This is a genomic window from Aphanothece stagnina RSMan2012, from assembly GCF_046764815.1.
Classification (GTDB): Bacteria; Cyanobacteriota; Cyanobacteriia; order PCC-6307; family Cyanobiaceae; genus NIES-981.
Genome location: NZ_JBKOUC010000006.1, coordinates 122,940 through 141,162, shown reverse-complemented (window position 1 = coordinate 141,162; position 18,223 = coordinate 122,940). Strand labels below are relative to the sequence as shown.

Sequence of the window (18,223 nt, the reverse complement as noted above, 5' to 3'; positions counted from 1 at the left end):
CACGCCGAACCAGCCCACGTAGAGGCGGTTGTTGGTGGAGGTGACCCACTCGCAGAACTGCTGCCAGCTGGAGGCGCCGGAGCGCTGCTGGAGAGTGGTGGTCATGAGAACGGTTGGTTGTGCCCCAAGGGGCGGTATGAAGAGCCGTGCTGGACGGCTCAACGAATGTAACGCATTGTTTCTCGCCCATGAAGGCGGGATTGCCGAACGGCCCATCAGCCCTGGCGATGGCAGTGATCAGCTGGGCTGATCTCCAAGTGTTTGCAGCGGTTCTGGGTGCCTGGCCCGGGAAAGCTGTCGACGGCCAGGGCCTGCTCAGCCGGCCCCGGTGAAGCTGGCAGGTGAGGGAGAGGGGTTCAGGGAATCGGCAACTCCCCATGGGCGCCAGCCAGGATGACGTCGACGGCGGCCCATGGTCGAAGGACTGATCTCCCCTGGCGCGCGTGATGAAGCCATCGGCAGAGACAAGGCAAGCTCTACCGAAACCAACCGTAGTCGGCTGCCAGAGCATGCTCCCGAAGCAGGCCTCTCGATTCACAATCTGGGCCAAGGGCCGCAAAGGTTGTGGCTACCAGAAGAAGCGATAGAACAGCAACGAGTGGCACCTTCACGGACTTCTCTTGCGACGTTCGAAAGGTCTCCATGACACGCTTCACATCGGCCGCCGGTTGGGGAGTGCAGGGCACCTCGTCGACACCTTCCCGGGTCCTGCGGCAGTCTTCCTCGATCCTCTGCTTCAAGAAATCCCAGCCATGATCGCTTAATGCCCACTGTTTCCAGCGGAGCAACTCCTGCAAGGCAGCAATCTGTTCCTGCTCCTTCCAACGTGAACCAGAGAGAAGATCCTGCTGGCGCAGGAAGAGCATGACCAGCTGGTCCGTATTCGGCATTGAATCTGGATTCAATCGGCGCTCGCAAAGCAAGGCCTTGGTCGTCGAATCAAGAGCCGATCGAGGTCCAGTGATCATGTCTCAGCGATGGTTGCCTGGGTCGCCCCTGGAATTCCTTCACCATCGCCGTGGAAGGTCACCTGCTGGATCCCCCATTCGAGGGATTTTCACCAGCTCGGGCTGATGCCTGAAAGCGAAGGGCCCTCTGTTACAGAATCCCGGAGTCCTGCATGGCAGCTTCCAGGCTGATCAGACCAGCAGCGATCGACCTGACGACAGCCTTGGTTCGATTGTCCACCCCAAGCTTCTGGTAGATGTGCTTGACGTGGGTCTTCACCGTTTCAGGACTCACCACCAGACGTTTGCTGATCTGCTGGTCAGTCAGCCCGAGCATCAAGCCATTCAACACGTTGCGTTCTCGCTCTGTCAGGGGCTCCACGGGTTGATGGTGAACACCTTGTGTCTGAAGCTCCTGCGCGACGATCTTCGGGTAGTAGATGCCGCCTCCAGCGATCACCCGCAGGGCCGGCATGAACCGCCCCGACTCGAAGCAAATACCGTCACAGCCTCTTGCCAGTGCCTCGCGCACCAGATGAGGATGGGAGTCGTCAGCAACGAGCAGGGTCTTGATGGAACTGTCGATGGCCTCTGCTCGAGCCACAAGGGAAAGCCCTGTACCCTGCTGCAGCTGCTGACTGGCCACAAGCAGGGTTGGTCTGTGCTGACGCACGAGCTCAAAGGCTTCGTCCTCACCGGTAGCGGCACCGACAAGACTCCTTTGAACTGGCGTGATGCACATGAAAGCTCCCAGCCACTTCATGTGCTCCAGGCAGGCCACAGTTCTGTGGGCGGCCAGCAACTCCCCGAGCTCCTCGACGAGGGCTGGGATGGTGGGGATCAGCTCCGTCAGGTCCATAGCATGCTGGAGATCTGCTCAATATCGCCTGGGCTTCCAGGGCACAGAGTCCCAATTTGAAGCAAGACTAGATGTTGTTTGCCACCAGGTGTAAGCCTGTCTGCAGCTTCGCGAGCCACTGTTGGAGGTCGAGGCCAGCCAGACCCGAGTGGCACGGGTGGCCCTTCTCGTTCAGCAGGCGAGCCTGCAACAGCCGACTGCGAGCAGCTGAGGCTTGGCAGTCCATTCAAGCCCAGACGGTGGGTAGCCGTGACGAACGTTCTGATCGGCACCTAGAGCAACCCATTACGTCGCCTCAGGGTGAAGCACCAGTGCCTGAGCTCCGGGCACAGAACCGAGGAAGCCGCTTGGTAAGCATTGCTGCGGTGCAAGGCAGCTCGTTACATGGTCACCATGGCAGCCAAGGATTGTTCGTGAAAACGCCTGGATGTGCAGGGAGCTAAGCGTTTCAAATCAGGGAGGTTGCCACACCTCCGGCGATGGTCAGGATTCCATCTTTGAAGTTGAAGAGTCCTCCATCAACGCCTCCGATCCTCTCGAAACTTTTGGTCTTCATGACTCGTCCGTCGCCGACAAAGCCGATACGACCACGATCAAGCCGGTAGACACCATCACCCAAAAGGACCTTATCACTACCACGGCCTCCCAGAAAGACACCCACAACGCTCCGATTTCCCTTGCCACTCTCAGAAACAAATCCAATCAAGGTGTCATTACCGCGCCCAAGAGAGGCCTTGCCTTGGCCAGAAAACCCACCAACGAAGGCATCCAAGACATCGTTGCCATCTCCAGTGGCGATAAGACCAGAGTTCCGGATACCGAAGACAGCACCAGCCCCCGTCACAACATCACGTCCAGATCCTGTTTTCAGCGAGCCATCATTGGCGATGCCAAACAAATAACCATCCCCCCTGACTACATCAGCCCCAGAACGCGTCTCAATGACGCCATCAATGTTATTGGAGATGCCCGAATACACCGAAGACTCGCCGACTACGCTGTCGTCTCCGTCCCCTGTAATGATCTCTCCACCTGCATTCACGATCCCGCTTTTAGTCCATTCCTCCTCAGCCTGCTCCCTGGGATAATTGTTATCAGCCACGCCAAGGATCTCATCGTCACCTAAACCCGACCGTATTGAGCCATGATTAAGGATACCCCCTCTACCATAGGCCCTGATTGTGTCGTTGCCTGGTCCCGCATTGATTTCACCCCAGTTTGCAATACTGCGAGGGCCGGCCACAGAATCAGGGGGATTCGTGCCTTCCAGTAAATCATTTCCTCGTCCAGCGGAGATGATGCCACCGTTGCAGATGCCACACCCCATAGCGTTGCCTCTGATGATGTCATTCCCTCTAAGAGCATCAACCTTGCGCACCCCGAGCACCCAGCCATTGACCAGGGATTCGGCCGTGTCGCTTTGCGGCGTAAATGGAAACTGAGCTAAATTGGCCATGGCCAGTCACCCTCCTCTCCTCACCATCAGCTTAGAAACACCCAAACAAGTCCCCACCCAGAGGCCATAGATTGGGACAGTTCGCAGCAGAATTTAATGGGCTTCTGTGTAGGAGAAGGGACTAGACAGAATGCCCTCGGTGTCCAGTCACTCCTGGCCTCTGCAGTGCCGAACAGTCGAGGCACCCCAGGTTGCTACGGCTGATCAGGGAGCATGAGGCCGACTCGGCGCGGACTACCCACCGCATGACCTGAAGCCGATCCGTCGGGTGCTCTGGGCCAGGCCGCAGAACAGCAGACGCCTGAGCCCACCTGCTGCCAGGTGATCGGCCATCCTGGGCGCTGTGACGGTGTCGGCAACCACGTTGAACCCAAGGCCGCGATCTCAGCAGCAGTCAGCCGTTCCTTCCAGGCTTCCTGGGCTGGGCAGCTGGGTGGCCATGGGCCTCGGGCTTGTGCTGTTCGGCTGCGCGGGAGTGGGCGGACATGCGGACTCCGATGCCCAGCGGGCACGCGATGTGGGGCGCCGCTATGGGATCTTCCAGGCAAGCCAATTCCCCGAGGTGCCCGACCTGCTGGTGGAGGACGTACAGCAGCACCGCGCGGAGGGCAAAGCCATCGTGCTGGTGGATGTGCGGGAACCACGGGAGCGGGCGGTGTCCACCCTGCCCGGGGCAATCAGCGTGGAGCAGTTCGAGCGGCAGAAGGAGAGATACCGCTCCAGCCTGGTGGTGCCCTACTGCACCATCGGACTACGCAGCGGCCTCTACGGGCGTCAGTTGATCCAGCAGGGATTCCGCACCCGCAATCTGAAGGGAAGCGTGCTGGCCTGGGCCCATGCCGGACTGGCGTTGGAACACGGGGGGCGAGCCACCCGTCGCGTCCACGTCTACAGCCGTGGGTGGAATCTCCTGCCCAGGGGCTATGAGGCGGTGTACGACTGAATTTCGACTGCAGACCTCGAGCCGAAGGGGTCTGAACGATCTGCTCCAGTGTGGCTGGAGAGGTCAGCTGGTTCAGCTCCGAAAGCGATCAGCTCCTCTGACTGGGGTTTGACAGCGTGCGTTGGAGCCGGCTGGGAGTGAGATGATCTGGGGCCATACCGATGGCAACGCAGGGGTTCCCCGCCGATCACAAGGACAAAGCGACGGGCTGATCCAGATCCGGTGCTCACGGGGTGGACGTGTTGTACAGACGCGCCACTTCAATAGAACGACGCAGCTCTGCCATCCTGAGCAGACGCTGGTAGGTCTCAAGTGGTAGTTCATCGCGGGCCACCTGCTGAAAGAACCACGCCAGATCGGGCAGCCAGTTGTGGATCAGGGTGTCCTTGGGCTCTTCCATCAGTGGCGGATGCAGCTGTGGGTCCCGCTGTGCGTCCCATTGATGCTGTGGCGCGTCCCACCCCAGCCGGGCCTTGACTTCCCTGAAGAGTTCTGTGAGGTCGGACTCCTTTTCCACTGCACTGGCCAGCAGGGGCCATGCATGGGACGTGCCCGTTCGCTTGATCTGCTCTTCGACTTCGATGCGCTGAGCCTTGGCATCCGCAACTGCCCAACCAAGCTCTCCGTACAGCACCATCAGTTGCTTCTCCGGCAGAGCGGCCAAGATGGAAGCACTGACGGTGCGGTTGAGCTTCTTGCTCTCATACACAAGAGGCTCAGTACAAGGGGAGGCGGCTTGCCCAGAGGGTTGGTCCTTCGGCATGTGTTCCGTTCGAGTCATAGCGGCCGGCCCTGGCAGAAGTTGGCATCGGGTCGGATCAACAGGGCCTGGGGAGGCTGAAGAAATCGATGCACACGCGGTGAGACGTCGTTCATCTATCGCTGTGATCCTAGGCTTGGCCATGGGGCCGCGCAGCTCCGTGGTGTCGGCGCGACTGGCGGATTACCTCCGAAGAAGCAGGGTTGGTGCCCGGGGCATTCTGGGAACTCCTGTGGAACAAGCAGACGAGGTAACAGGCTCAGGAGGTGGGACGCAGGATGGATCCGGGTCGATGACGCAGCGGCCGCAGCGCCTGGTGGGTCATCGGCATCTGGCGAGGCGAGGTCGATCGCATCGGCAGGGATGACTCCCAGGTGATCAGGGCACCAATCACGAACTCTTGGAGGTTGTGTGCAGCAGGCCCCACCCCTATCCCCCAGGGTGGGCCAAGCCTGAGCAGCAGGGCCATGACGAGCGACAAGGCGCTCTCAAATCGTGAGCACGATCAGGCCCGGGAGCTGATGGGGAGGCCAAGTGGGCAGGGTCGGGGTGCTGCTGAGGAGCTCGGCTGCTGCGGCTGAATTCACCAGGCCGCCAGGCGAGCGGGGGGTGGCAGGGTCTCGTGACGGCGGGCCCAGGGCCAGCGAACAGCGACAAGATCTGGGTCCGACAGCTGGGCTGCTGCCCATGCGTGGCTGGCACCCCCAGGGATCAGGTGGCACAGTCTGGGGAGCATGGGACGAGGAAGGAGCGTGGGCTGGGGGTAGGGGGGAGAGCACCTCAACGCCCACCGAGCGCCTCAGAGAGCTGAAAGCTCTGACAGCTTCAATCCAACGATCCAACATGAGCATCAGTCCTCGCGGAATCACCAACCCGAAGTTCGCCAAGAATCTCTGGAATTTTTCTGGAAGAGATGGGGTCGTTGAGTATTGGATCAGCCGCAAAGGGAAAGGAAGACGCCAGTCAGTCTCGGGGGAAGAGGCAGGCTTCTTGCGAGAGAACTTTCGCTTTCTTGATCAACTCACAGGGCTTAGCTTCGTTGAACAGAAAAGTCGATCAAAAGCAGATATTCGCATCACAAGTCGAAAAAGAATCAGAAACTTCGACGGGCTTACAGTAAGGCGCAATGGCTGGTTTGATGTTTACTGGCAAAACAAGTCTGGAGGACAGATAACAGACCTCGAGAAATGGACCATTCGGCACGAGATTGGCCATGCCATTGGGCTGGACCACCCCTTCGGCAATGGCGCCAATCTCAAATACAACACTGATGACACCATCATGTCGTACATATGGACAGGCAGCACCGACTACACCTCATCGGACAGAGCCGCACTGACGGCACTGTGGGGAGGATGATCCTCAAGGAAGTCCCTCAAGGCAAGTGGAATCCATGCCACAGTTATCATCAGGGATACTGCTCCGACGGCACGGAACGAATGCGTAAAACTTCGTGAGGCCATTGGCGGCTGAGGGGTCTCAAGGCGCCAAGCAGGGGGGGGGGGGAAGGACGTTTCGGCAACAGCCTTGTCCCAGCAGCAGCACCGGGCGAACCGCCTGCCGACGGTACCTCCATGGATTCAGGGAAAGCTCGAAGCGGCGACAGCTCCCCCAGCCTGGCGGAAGAGCTGCGATCGAGCTCATGGGCCCTGACACCAACCTGCAACGGAGCATCACCTCCAGAGCACGCGGTTCTGTGTGCCGGAGCCGGTGGAGATCAACGCGATCCTCGCTGCTGAGGGGAGCCCCAGGGAGCTGCGCCACCTTGATGCAGAAGAGGCACTTGCGGAGCTGGCGCACATCGGGGTCTGCACCCTGGTGCGCTCTGACCAGGCGTCAGGTGAAGGTGGGTGTGCTCATGAATGGGCCGTGTGATGGTCATGGCGTACCCCGTAGCGCAATGGCATCAGAATGGCGGAACCCCCTCTAGGCTGATACAAGCCGATTGAGATCCATGCCGCCGCTTCATGCCCTGCATCGACCAATTCTGAAGCTGATTGGCCTGCTTGCAGCTGCTCTGTCTGTCCTGCTGATCAATGTCACCGCGGCCTACGCCATGGTTCTCGAAATGCAGCTCACCGTTGCACCTCAGGACAGGGCAAGATTGGAAACATCGATGGCTGAGATTCACGACTTCTTTGAGCAGCAGCCTGGCTTCGTCAGAGCTGAGCTGAGTGAGGCCCCGGGTGGTGGCTACCACCTGGAGGAGGAATGGTCGAGTTTGATGAGCTATCAGGAGGCCATCCAGCAACCCGCCTTCAAAGAGCTCGTCGATGCGGTGCCGGGCTCCAGCAATTGGCGTGCCGAATCGCTGATGAACTGACGGGGCCAGCACGGGCGGGATGGAAGCCGCCCCGGCGCATGCCAAGCCACGGCAGCGTGAAGTGTATTGGGTGATTAGAGCTGGCAAACAAAAAGCAGACGTGGAGGGGTAGGGGGCGGATGGGGCCGTTGCCGGCAACCCTGACCCGACTACTTGCTGAGTGCCTTCCAGATCCACCAGAGAACCAGAACCAACAGAACCCAGGGGACAAGGGCCCTGAAGACCAGCAGTGTCAGCAGAATGACCGTCGCGGAAACAGCGGTTCGCTTGGTTAGCGCTTTTGCCTCATCGGTCATGTAGCGCCAACGAGGAACCAGGGGCATCGGGAGCATTCCATTGACCGCCAATTCAGCCTACCGCCAGGAGCTGGGGCGGAACAGCTGAACCGGACGAATCGGCGGACATCCAGGGATCGGGCAGGTGGAACAAATCGGGGGTGGTCAGGGAGCTTGGATCGGCTGGACCAGAGAGGATCCCCGCTCTCCTCTCCATAGCGCTGGCCGTGACCCGTGACGGCAGGCCGCACGGGGCAGGCGCGATCAACCTGGTCCTGAAGGCCCGCCCCCTGGCGAGCCAGGCGCTCACCCTCCCGGGTGTAGAAGGGAACGCCGCGCTGGCTTCGGTACAGCACAGGCTGTGTGCGCTGCAGCTCCTGTTCGGCCAGCTCCCGGCAGCGGATGTAGGCCGCGTAGTCCAGCGTTGCAGCGCTGGGCGGTGCCGTCTCCAGGGCGTTGGCTGCCGAGGCCAGCACCTCCTCCCGCGGGCACAGTCGCTGCCGGACCCGATGCAGCAGGGCAATCTCCGCCTGCATCGCTTCGCGGAGCACCTGGTCGCGACGGTCGCGGAGAGCGTGGCAGTCGGAGGTGGGCAACGCCGCGCCCATCAGCAGGGCAGCGACGGGCAGCAGCGGCCAGGGGGGGATCCGGGGAGGCATCAGGAGCACTCAGGGAGAAGCTGGCCTGAACCCGCTGGAGACCGAAGCGCTCAGCGCACGGCTTGTGGGAAGCAGGCCGAAGTGCACAACAGGACTGCACAAGAAAAGGCTCAAAAGGATGGCCGCCCAGTGCTGCATGTGCGAGAGTCTGCGCAGACAGATCCGAGTAGAGATGGCTGGTCAGAGTGATAAGAGCGAGACTACATCACTGTTGACTGATTCAGCCCATGGGCCCGCTACGCCCACTCAGCCGCCAACGCACAGCAGCCAAAGGGGCATGGGAGATGGGCCTGAATCCAAGCCAGGGGATCCGCCGCGCCACTCCGGTCCCCTGGCGCGCCTCGATCCAAGGCGCATCAGCCGAAGTATCCGATTTCAACTGACCGGCCGGATTCTCCTGGCCTTGGTTCCCTTCCTGGGCCTGAGCTATGTTCTGGCCAATTATTATGTTTCAAGAGGTCTCACACGTGTTGCCGAGGAACGGCTGGAAACGGAAGCAAGGCTGATTTCCAATGGAATCCGCGAATGGGGACAGGAGACCAACTTCAGCCTGGCTGTACTGAGCAAAGCCATCGCCGAAGATGTGAGCAACCGCAGGGTTGAAAAGCTGCAAACGGTGGTGGATGCCCTGGGGGAAAGCTATCCATATCGTCACTGGGCCGTGTTCTCGGCGGGTCCATCACCCAAACTGCTGGCCGGCAGTGACGAGATCACCAAGCGAGCGGAAATCAAGGCCAAGGTGGAAGAAAGCCTGCAGGGGCGAGAGTCGTTTGAAAAGGTCATGCGAGGGGAATATAGCTATACGGTCGAAAGGTTCTTCCACGGGAAGACCGTATGCATGACCACCGGCTACCCGATTTATTCGACGCCTTCAGGATCCACTGGTTCAACTCCGACTACCGAGGCACCTGTTGGGGCGATTTACTCCTGCCTGCCACTGCAATTCCTCTCGGATGAGGCGGGCCTGAAGCAGGTGCTCACGGACAGCCAGTCGGTGATCTCAGGGGCAAAGGGAACGCAGCAGGCCCTGGACGAGATCGGCACATCGCGAACGATTGACAGCTCGTTCATGCTGATCAGCAAGACCGGAGACATCATCTACCCCGTTACAACGGATGCCAGCAAGGTCTTTTCAAAGCAGGACTATCTGAAAGGAGTCTGGGCGCCCCTGTTTCTCCAGCCGAAGTGGCCGCCCTACATCACGTCTGGAAAGGTCGAATCAGTGCTGGATCACGTGACGATCAACGGCCAGCCCTATTTTGTGAGCATCAACAATGCTGATGAGACATGGACTGCGGTGATGGTCCTGAATCAGCACGTGGTCTTTGCTGAGCGGGACCGGCTGATGCATCTGCTGGCGGCCCTGGGGATGGGTGGCCTGCTGCTTTCCTGCGTGGTCATCTATCAGCAGTGCGATCGCATCATCAAACCGTTAAGAAAAGCAGAAGCAGCCCTGCAATTGATCAGTGACGGCAATTTTGAGACCAGAATTGAACATGATCGTGATGATGAGCTTGGCGTATTACTGGATAACGTGAACCGCACGTCCAGCCAGCTCAAGATCTTCCTCGCCGAGGAGAAGAAGGGAGCCGTGACCCGCAGACAACTGCAGACCGCACGCGAGATTCAGAAAGACTTTCTGATCAAAAAGATCCCCGAGCCTGAAGGGATGGAAATCCAGGCTGTGTCGTATCCAGCCCAGGAGATTGGCGCCGACTGGTATGACGGGATATCCATCAACAATGTGACCTATCTCGTTGTCGCCGATGTCTGCGACAAGGGAATTCCATCAGCGCTTTACATGTCGGTCTTCCGCTCGCTGCTGCGCTACAGCCTGTTGCGGGAGCACGACAGTTCAGATCCCAAGACCATCATGTTGGAGACGATGAAGGAAGTGAACGACTACATGGCCAGGAACCACCAGGATTCGATGATGTTCGCCACCGTCTTTCTGGCGGCGCTCTGTCCGAGTCGGAGGGAATTCCACTACGTCTCGGCGGGCCATGAACCGTGCATCATTCAGCGGGGAGCTGAGCAGATTCTGCTGGAGGCTACCGGGCCAGCCGTGGGGATCTTCACGACCGCCAGCTACACCGCGGGTTCGGTGGACCTGAGGGGGGGTGAGTATCTGGTTGCCTACAGCGACGGGCTGGTCGACGCCCACTCACCCACAGGCGAGGGTTGGGGCCGCCCAGCGCTGCTGAACCATCTGCAGACCATCAGCCCACAGGATCTATCAGCCATGGGCTTGCTGAGCTCACTGGTGGAAACGGTGAACCAGCACACCAGCGGCACCGAACCCTTCGACGACCTCACCCTGATGGTGGTGCATGTCCAGGAGGCTGCCCAGGCGTCCTGAAGTCAGGCAACACTGCGCAGGCCTGGATCAGAGGCCCACACGGCATGGATTCATGCCCACCAATCCACCGGGCAGCACAGGGACAGCTGTGGCATGTCCCAGGCTTGGCCACAACAAACGCGCGCGCAAAGAGCTGGAGCTCGACCTGAGCAGCCCCATCCACTAGAGACGTAAGAAGTTTTACCCATCAGCCCAAAGCTTAAGAAATACCGAACAAGATGAGTTGGTAAGACTACCTAGGAAGCAATACATAGGCCACTTATCTGTAAAGAACGGTGTGCCGGTCGTGCATCTGTCACAAGCCCGCCTAGACCAAAGGTATGTAGCGGATGACACACCATGGCTTCATCCAACGGCAGCGCCGGCCGCAAAGGGCCTTTTGGCGCTCTCGAGCCCAACTCCCCCCTGGGCACCAGCCACTGGCCCAGCTTCCGTGCCGGACTGCTCCAGTGGATGACCAGCCGGGGACAGGCGGCTGAGCATCTGGACGAGCATCTGCCGCTCGAGCAGCCGCATCAACCTCCACCCGAGCAAGCAGCACAGCGAACCGGCAGCAGTCCTGTGGCTGCGCCACTGCTGGACAGTGACGCCTGGAGCAGCTTCCGGGATGACCTGCTGAGCTCACTCGGCGAAAGACTCCACGGGAAAGGAGTGTCCAAGGACAAGGTCGATGAGCACTACGTAGGTGAGCGCCCGGATGGGCCCCCTGCCTCAGACGACGAGGGCGCTCTGCAGAGCATGGAATCGGCGGGGCTGACCGCCGCAGGGGATGGCCCGACGGTGAGCACCGACAAGGCCGACTACAAGCCGGGCGAGGAGGTGACGATCACGGCCTCAGGCTTCTCGAGCGGTGCCACGGTGCAGTTCTCCCTGGCGGATGATCCCGCCGATCCGGGCGCCGACGGCGATGCCGACGACTACGGCAGCTTCCTGGTGACCGATGGCGGCGCCGGCGATCTGGACGGAATGGTCAACGGCACGGTGGTGACCAGCTGGACGGTGCCCAGCGATGACGACGGCAGTGGCAGCGGCCCTCCTGATGCGCTCAATGCCACGGTGGATCTGAGTGCCCAGGCGGTGGAGGCCGGCCCGGACGGCGAGTTCGGCACGGCCGACGACCTAGCCATGGGTCCGATGGCCACCACAAGCTTCACCGACAGCACCACGCTTTCGCCGGGTAGCAGCACCGTCTACGACGAGACAGCAGGGCTGCAGAACGCCATCACCAACGCCCCCGATCCAGATAACAACAATGCGCCCAGTCAGCTAGACAACGACATTCTGCTGACACAGCTACCTGGTGGTTTCTCCAGTCTGCTCACTGGACTGCGCGCTTTCAACACCAACCCAGCGAATGGGTATGTCACGGGTGCCGCATTGAGCGGCTACACGGGAGCCAACAACAACTCGGGGTCCAACGCCGTCAATATCACGACAGATGGCGCAATCAATAACCTGGCATTCACCTATGCCGGCAGCACAGCATTCGATGCCTACGCCGACACTCCAACAGACGGGAAGCCAAGTGGACTCACAACAATTGACGATGAAGACGTCTACCTGTTCCGCTCTGCAAGCGATGACAATATCGTTCTGGGCTATGACACCAGTGGCCAACTGGTATTAGGCCTGTACCTAGAGCCCAGTACTGGGGGAGCAAAGATCTGGTCGGTTTTCTACGAAGCCATCAAACATACTTCCCCGAGCTCAGACGACAATGTTGAGAGTATCGACAATCTTTATGTCAGCGTCTACACCGCTAGCGACTTTGACCTCGACACCCTTGCGGCCGGACAGAACAACTGGAACGCCTTTGGGGACGCCACCCATCAGATCATCGTCATTGCGGATGAAGCCTGGACGCATGGACAGACCATCAACACCAGCCATGGCGGCGGTAGTACAACCATCGCCAACACAAACCAGCTGATTGAGGGAATTGATCCCGGCAAGGACACCGACGGAGAAGCGGTGGTCTTCACCTTTGCCCAGAACTCTCCGGGACTGCTGACGGCCGACAAGAGCACCTTCACAGGGATCACTCCAACAGCCTTGTTCGGCGCCAATCAAGTCAGTTGGTCCATCTCCCAAACCCAAGGTGGAGGGGACTATGCCGTTGCCACGATCAAAGCTCTCTATACGGATCCAACAGCGCTGCAGTTAGGAGATGAATTCGCCAAGGATGTCGACAGGATCGAGTCTCCCAATGACGATCTCACCAGAACAATCACCGAGGTAACCATCACCGACGGGAAGGGGAATGTCCTCCTAACCGCAACGGGTGGCATCGACGCCTCCACATCCCGCACGATTGGCAAGGGCGGAAACCAGAAGACATTCACACTTGAGATTGACTTCCAGGGAGATATTGTCGAAATCACTGGGCTTCAGGCCAAAGACCAGATTACCTACTTCACCCCGCAGGACTCCAATCGTACAGTACTCCAGAACACAGGTATTTCAGGAGAGACGCTGGATTGGGATATTGGCGGATTCAATATTCTCGATGCCGGTGTCTTTTCGCAACAGGTAACAGTCCAAGTGGAAGATGACGGGCCCGGCACCATGGCCGCCGAGGCAGATGCCATCGTCGAGGATGAGGAAATCTCCCCGGGCATCGACGAGGCCAACGATGCCGGTGGTGGCGTCGACTACGGCAGCGTCGTCAACGGCGATGTCTCCGACAACGGCAGCTGGGGCGCCGATGAGTTCGACGAACTGACCCAGGTCCAGATCTCCGGCCAATCCCCCGTCGCTCTCACAGGCAGCTCCGTCACCCTCCACTGGGCCCAGGACGGCAGCTACCAGGGCACCGATGACACCGATGCCGCCGCCTCCCTGCTCGTCAACGCCGACGGCTCCTACACCTACACACTCATCGATAACCTCCTCCTCGGCGTCGACGACCAGGGCGAGCAGATCGACACCCTCGCCAGCGTCACCTTCACAGGCAAGGACAACGACGGTGATCTCGCCACCATCGCCCTCACACTCAAGGACAAGGACGACATCCCCGGTGTCATGGACGCCGAGGCCGTTGCGATTGTCGAGGATGAGGAAATCTCCCCGGGCATCGACGAGGCCAACGATGCCGGTGGTGGCGTCGACTACGGCAGCGTCGTCAGCGGCGATGTCTCCGACAACGGCAACTGGGGCGCCGACGAGTTCGACGAACTGACCCAGGTCCAGGTCTCTGGACAGTCCGCTGTCGCCGTTCCCACAGGCAGTTCCGTCACCCTCTACTGGAACCAGACCGGTACGTACCAGGGAACGAGCAACGTGGATGCGGCGGCCTCGCTGCTGGTGAACGCCGACGGCAGCTACACGTACACGCTGCTGGACAACCTGCTGTTGGGCGTGGATGTGCAGGGTGAACAGATCAACACCCTGGCGACGGTGACGTTCACCGGCAAGGACAACGACGGAGATCTGGCGACGATCAATCTGACGCTGCAGGACAAGGACGACATCCCCGGTGTCATGGACGCCGAGGCCGTTGCGATTGTCGAGGATGAGGAAATCTCCCCGGGCATCGACGAGGCCAACGATGCCGGTGGTGGCGTCGACTACGGCAGCGTCGTCAGCGGCGATGTCTCCGACAACGGCAACTGGGGCGCCGACGAGTTCGACGAACTGACCCAGGTCCAGGTCTCTGGACAGTCCGCTGTCGCCGTTCCCACAGGCAGTTCCGTCACCCTCTACTGGAACCAGACCGGTACGTACCAGGGAACGAGCAACGTGGATGCGGCGGCCTCGCTGCTGGTGAACGCCGACGGCAGCTACACGTACACGCTGCTGGACAACCTGCTGTTGGGCGTGGATGTGCAGGGTGAACAGATCAACACCCTGGCGACGGTGACGTTCACCGGCAAGGACAACGACGGAGATCTGGCGACGATCAATCTGACGCTGCAGGACAAGGACGACATCCCCGAGATCGACATAGCTCCCGTTCCAGATACAGACCCAACAATCGGAACAGGCCTCTGGACCTATTCAGGGGCATTTGAGTACTCCATTGGGGCCGACAATAGAAGCTCTTATTCTGCCTTGAATAGCGATTTCGCCAATCTGTCTCTATCTGGCGATGCCAACGGTGAGGACAATCCGGTAAGCAATCCGAGCATTACCTGGAACTCCGAAGACGCCACTACAGCCGTCTTTGACGTGAGTTTCGGCTACGATCACGACAGGGATGCGAACACGCCAGATCAGACAGTCACTGGGACTTTGACATTTTACAAGGCCGACAACGCTAACGTAGACCTCAGAAACACCTATACGCTTGCATTTGATGCACTCACTACGATCCAAGATTTTACATTGAGCGGCGGGACGGGATATGACTCGTACCCCTTGAACGAGCTTGATCCTCACAACGGCCCTCAACCCGTTGCGACTGGGGAGCTGGGGAAGGATTTCTGGATCCAGATCACAGGATTCAACTCCCCACTCTATGCCGTAGACCCAGAGGAAACAGGAGATCCGGCCACCATCGTGGACAACAAGGCATATCTAGCTGGCGAGCTGATTACTGGCGACCAAGACAGTGTCACCCTTTCCAGCACGGCTTTGGGGGTTTCGGGCAACACCATCCAAGCGGGAGAAGCCGCGAACATCCGTTTCTACTCAGACAATACTTTTGGATATACTGACCTCTCTCTACCGGGAGCCCCAACTGCAGAGGAGAAGTACATCAGCGACTTCTGGATCAAGTTTGACTTGTTTGAAACCGAGGTCGACGATCTGATTATAAACCTCGAATTGGTTGATCGCACTGATTCATCTATCACAACCACGCGAGCAATCTACGTGGATCAGGGCGACTTATTCGAAAATGACGACTACGCCAGCCTTGAGGGAACGCGCTATGAGGAACTCGTAACCAACGATCCCGCCGACCCAAGCGACGCCTATTTGGACAACAACGACGCCCTGCTGATCATCGAGAGCAATGACTACAACATTGCAGCTGACGACGATTGGCTCATCAAGTCCATTCAGATCCTCAACAGCGATGATGGCCTAAGCGGCTCGGCCATCAACCTCAATCCCGATGTCGGCACGGGGACTGTCGGAGCAAGCAGCTATAGTAGTGAGCCTGTCGATGGATTGGTGGGGCCAGGCAACACCATTGAGGAGGACAACAGCACAGGCCCGATCAAGATCATCGACGCCGGATTCAGCAGCACGGAAACAACACCCCCCTCGCTTGACCTGGACATCACATTCAATGTGGTGGATGCAGACGGAGACCTGACAGCCGAGCAGACCATTGCAGTCGACTATCCACCTCCTGAGTCTCTCCTCGCGCCAACCACAACAACACTCTCAACCACCCAGCTGCTCAGCACGGAAGACCCGCTCACCGGCAACGCCATCACCCTGAAAACCACCACGGAAACCAAGAGCAGTACCTCCAGCACCCCAACCGATCCCATCACCGGCCTGGCCAGCACGGGAGGCACCACCACCCCAACCGACACCACCACGTCGGCACCCATCACCGCTACGGATCCCACCAGTACCGATCCGCTCTCCCCATCCCCCAGTCAGGAGACCGAGCCCCTGATCAGCGGCAGCGATCCCACAAACACCGAACCCCTCAACGATCCCGCCGCCCTCACCTCCTCCACCCTCACCAGCTCCCCGCCGACCTCCTACACAACCGACCCCTTCACCACCACCTACGACCCCATGAGTTCCGGCATGGAGCAACTACTCAGCTGACTCCACAACCACAATCAGCAACCCGCAGGGCTGACGGCAACGTCAGCCCTTTTTCATGGCCAGCAGCACAGCCCCGCTCAGTCCTCCCAGGTCTTGAGCAGCCACAGCAGTTCGCCGGCATCCCAGCCGCAGCGATCGAAGTTCCGCACCGCCAGCGCGTCGTCCGCCGCCAGCAGCCGCTGGGCGTAGTGCTTCACGATCGCGGCCGGCCTGAGCTCAAAGCCCGCCTCGGCGGCCGCCTCACTCACCGCAGCTGCCGTGGTGGCCAGCCGCAGCGTGCGCTGCAGGGTTTCGTCCTGGCGCACCCGCTCCACGAACGCCTCGATCGAATCCGCCACCGAGCCTGCTCTGAGAATCTTCCGGAAAGCTAGGCAACGCGCCAGCTCCGAGCCACGCCACGCCCCAGCCCAGCCCAGCCCCGAGCAGAATCCCCCGATGGAGCTGCATGCCGATCGCACCCAGCGGGTCGCCCTGGGCACCACCACCCTCCCCTGGACCCCCTCGCCCCTGCCCGGGGTGGAGCGGCGCCTGCTCGATCGCCTCGGCGGCGAAGTGGCCCGGGCCACCTCAATCGTGCGCTACGCCCCCGGCAGCCGCTTCGATCGGCACAGCCATGGCGGCGGCGAGGAGATCCTCGTGCTCGAGGGCACCTTCTCCGATGAGCACGGCGACCACCCGGCCGGCACCTACCTGCGCAACCCGGCCGGCAGCAGCCATGCCCCGTTCAGCAGCGGCGGCTGCACGATCCTGGTGAAGCTGCACCAGATGCACCCCGCCGATCAGCAGACCGTGGTGCTCGACACCCGCCGCGGCGGCTGGGTGCCGGGCCTGGTGCCGGGGCTGTCGGTGCTGCCGCTGCATGCCTTCGGCTCGGAACATGTGGCCCTGGTGCGCTGGGCGCCCGGCACGGTGTTCCAGCCCCACGGCCACCCCGGCGGCGAGGAGATCTATGTGCTCGAGGGGGTGTTCCAGGACGAGCAGGGCACCTACCCGGCCGGCAGCTGGCTGCGCAATCCCCCCGGCAGCGCTCACCGTCCCTGGAGTGAGGCGGGCTGCACGATCTGGGTCAAGACCGGCCACCTGCCCTCCACCCTCGGGCCGGACGGCACACCCGGAGGCCCGCCCGAGGGTTGAGGCGTGCAGCGCATCCAGGGCTCGACCTGGAACGGGGCGTAGGGGGAAGCGGAGACAGCCATGACACGAGAACCAGTACGCCTGTACTAGCCGCGGCGCTGGGGCCTGTCAACTCCCTGCTCACCCGGCGCCAGGCCGCTGGCCGGTGTCCAGCCAGGCCGCGAGACTCGCTCCGCCAGCCCGATGCCCCCATGGAGGATCTCGACGCCTTTCTGCGCTGGCAGGCCGGACCCCTGCTCGAGAGCCGCCTGCGCAGCGCCTACGCCGAGTGGCTGGTGCATCGCGCCCTCGGCCGCGACCCGGGCGACCATCGGCGCGGTGACGGGCTGCTGAGCCTCGAAGGCGGCAGGCGCAGCCTGGCGGTGTCCTCGGCCGCCTTCCTCACGGCCCCCCACCAGGACACCCCGGCTGCGGTCAGCTTTTCACTCGAGCAGCGGGAGGCCCACCGGGACATCACCGCCTGGGTGTTCTGCCTGCTGGCGGAGCAGGATCCGCTCCGGGTCGCTCCGCAGGATCCGAACCAGTGGCGCTTCTGGGTGGTCCCCAGCCAGCGGCTGCACCCCGACCGACGCTCGATCGGCCTGCAGCCGCTGCGCCGGGCGTTCGGCGATGGCCACGGCTACGGGGCCTTGCCGCAGCTGCTCGCCTCCTGCAGCATGGGCGTCCGCTGACAGTCGTGACCAAACCATGACTGGCTGTCAATCCGGCGCAACAGTCCGTTACGTTGTGAGTTGTCCGACGGCCCATCACCCCAACGTCCCCGGATTCAGTCCCTCCT

General features: G+C 60.7%; 13 protein-coding genes. 7 read left to right on the top strand and 6 right to left on the bottom strand.

What is annotated here, in order from left to right; all coding sequences use genetic code 11:
• Positions 1 to 476 precede the first annotated feature (476 nt).
• The 3 genes from ACLNEE_RS06005 to ACLNEE_RS05995 form a co-directional block, all read right to left on the bottom strand.
• The gene (locus ACLNEE_RS06005; protein ID WP_412006898.1) at positions 477 to 866 is read right to left on the bottom strand and encodes a hypothetical protein; all 390 of its coding nucleotides are present in this window, start codon (positions 864 to 866) and stop codon (positions 477 to 479) included.
• A 232-nt stretch (positions 867 to 1,098) separates the two neighbouring features.
• Positions 1,099 to 1,806, bottom strand: a complete 708-nt coding sequence (locus ACLNEE_RS06000) for a LuxR C-terminal-related transcriptional regulator (RefSeq protein WP_411422416.1) — start codon at positions 1,804 to 1,806, stop codon at positions 1,099 to 1,101.
• A gap of 448 nt (positions 1,807 to 2,254) precedes the next feature.
• Positions 2,255 to 3,262, bottom strand: coding sequence for a hypothetical protein (locus ACLNEE_RS05995; protein ID WP_411422415.1), 1,008 nt, complete (start codon positions 3,260 to 3,262; stop codon positions 2,255 to 2,257).
• Positions 3,263 to 3,701: 439 nt separating this feature from the next.
• On the opposite strand from ACLNEE_RS05995, the gene ACLNEE_RS05990 reads away from it, so the two are divergent.
• Positions 3,702 to 4,205, top strand: coding sequence for a rhodanese-like domain-containing protein (locus ACLNEE_RS05990; protein ID WP_411422414.1), 504 nt, complete (start codon positions 3,702 to 3,704; stop codon positions 4,203 to 4,205).
• A 226-nt stretch (positions 4,206 to 4,431) separates the two neighbouring features.
• Here the strand turns inward: ACLNEE_RS05990 and ACLNEE_RS05985 are convergent, their stop codons facing one another.
• Positions 4,432 to 4,914 carry a hypothetical protein gene (locus tag ACLNEE_RS05985; RefSeq protein ID WP_412006897.1) on the bottom strand — a complete coding sequence of 161 codons (483 nt, stop codon included), beginning with the start codon at positions 4,912 to 4,914 and terminating at the stop codon, positions 4,432 to 4,434.
• An 894-nt stretch (positions 4,915 to 5,808) separates the two neighbouring features.
• Here ACLNEE_RS05985 and ACLNEE_RS05980 point away from each other — a divergent pair.
• Together ACLNEE_RS05980 and ACLNEE_RS05975 are read left to right on the top strand one after the other, a co-directional pair.
• Complete coding sequence (locus ACLNEE_RS05980; RefSeq protein ID WP_411422411.1) at positions 5,809 to 6,324, top strand: reprolysin-like metallopeptidase; 516 nt, start codon at positions 5,809 to 5,811, stop codon at positions 6,322 to 6,324.
• A 595-nt stretch (positions 6,325 to 6,919) separates the two neighbouring features.
• Positions 6,920 to 7,288, top strand: coding sequence for an antibiotic biosynthesis monooxygenase family protein (locus tag ACLNEE_RS05975; RefSeq protein WP_411422410.1), 369 nt, complete (start codon positions 6,920 to 6,922; stop codon positions 7,286 to 7,288).
• Positions 7,289 to 7,580: 292 nt separating this feature from the next.
• Here the strand turns inward: ACLNEE_RS05975 and ACLNEE_RS05970 are convergent, their stop codons facing one another.
• Complete coding sequence (locus tag ACLNEE_RS05970) at positions 7,581 to 8,222, bottom strand: hypothetical protein (protein ID WP_411422409.1); 642 nt, start codon at positions 8,220 to 8,222, stop codon at positions 7,581 to 7,583.
• Positions 8,223 to 8,625: 403 nt separating this feature from the next.
• Here ACLNEE_RS05970 and ACLNEE_RS05965 point away from each other — a divergent pair, with 403 nt between their 5' ends.
• On the top strand, positions 8,626 to 10,581 hold the full coding sequence (locus tag ACLNEE_RS05965) for a PP2C family protein-serine/threonine phosphatase (RefSeq protein WP_411422408.1): 1,956 nt from the start codon (positions 8,626 to 8,628) through the stop codon (positions 10,579 to 10,581).
• 339 nt (positions 10,582 to 10,920) lie between these two features.
• Positions 10,921 to 16,311, top strand: coding sequence for a beta strand repeat-containing protein (locus ACLNEE_RS05960; RefSeq protein ID WP_411422407.1), 5,391 nt, complete (start codon positions 10,921 to 10,923; stop codon positions 16,309 to 16,311).
• Positions 16,312 to 16,388: 77 nt separating this feature from the next.
• On the opposite strand, the gene ACLNEE_RS05955 is transcribed toward ACLNEE_RS05960, so the two are convergent.
• Positions 16,389 to 16,649 carry a Nif11-like leader peptide family RiPP precursor gene (locus tag ACLNEE_RS05955; RefSeq protein ID WP_412006896.1) on the bottom strand — a complete coding sequence of 87 codons (261 nt, stop codon included), beginning with the start codon at positions 16,647 to 16,649 and terminating at the stop codon, positions 16,389 to 16,391.
• A gap of 97 nt (positions 16,650 to 16,746) precedes the next feature.
• Between ACLNEE_RS05955 and ACLNEE_RS05950 the strand changes: the two genes are divergently transcribed.
• Complete coding sequence (locus tag ACLNEE_RS05950) at positions 16,747 to 17,445, top strand: cupin domain-containing protein (RefSeq protein WP_411422420.1); 699 nt, start codon at positions 16,747 to 16,749, stop codon at positions 17,443 to 17,445.
• Positions 17,446 to 17,636: 191 nt separating this feature from the next.
• On the top strand, positions 17,637 to 18,116 hold the full coding sequence (locus ACLNEE_RS05945; RefSeq protein WP_412006895.1) for a hypothetical protein: 480 nt from the start codon (positions 17,637 to 17,639) through the stop codon (positions 18,114 to 18,116).
• The last annotated feature ends 107 nt before the right edge of the window (positions 18,117 to 18,223 follow it).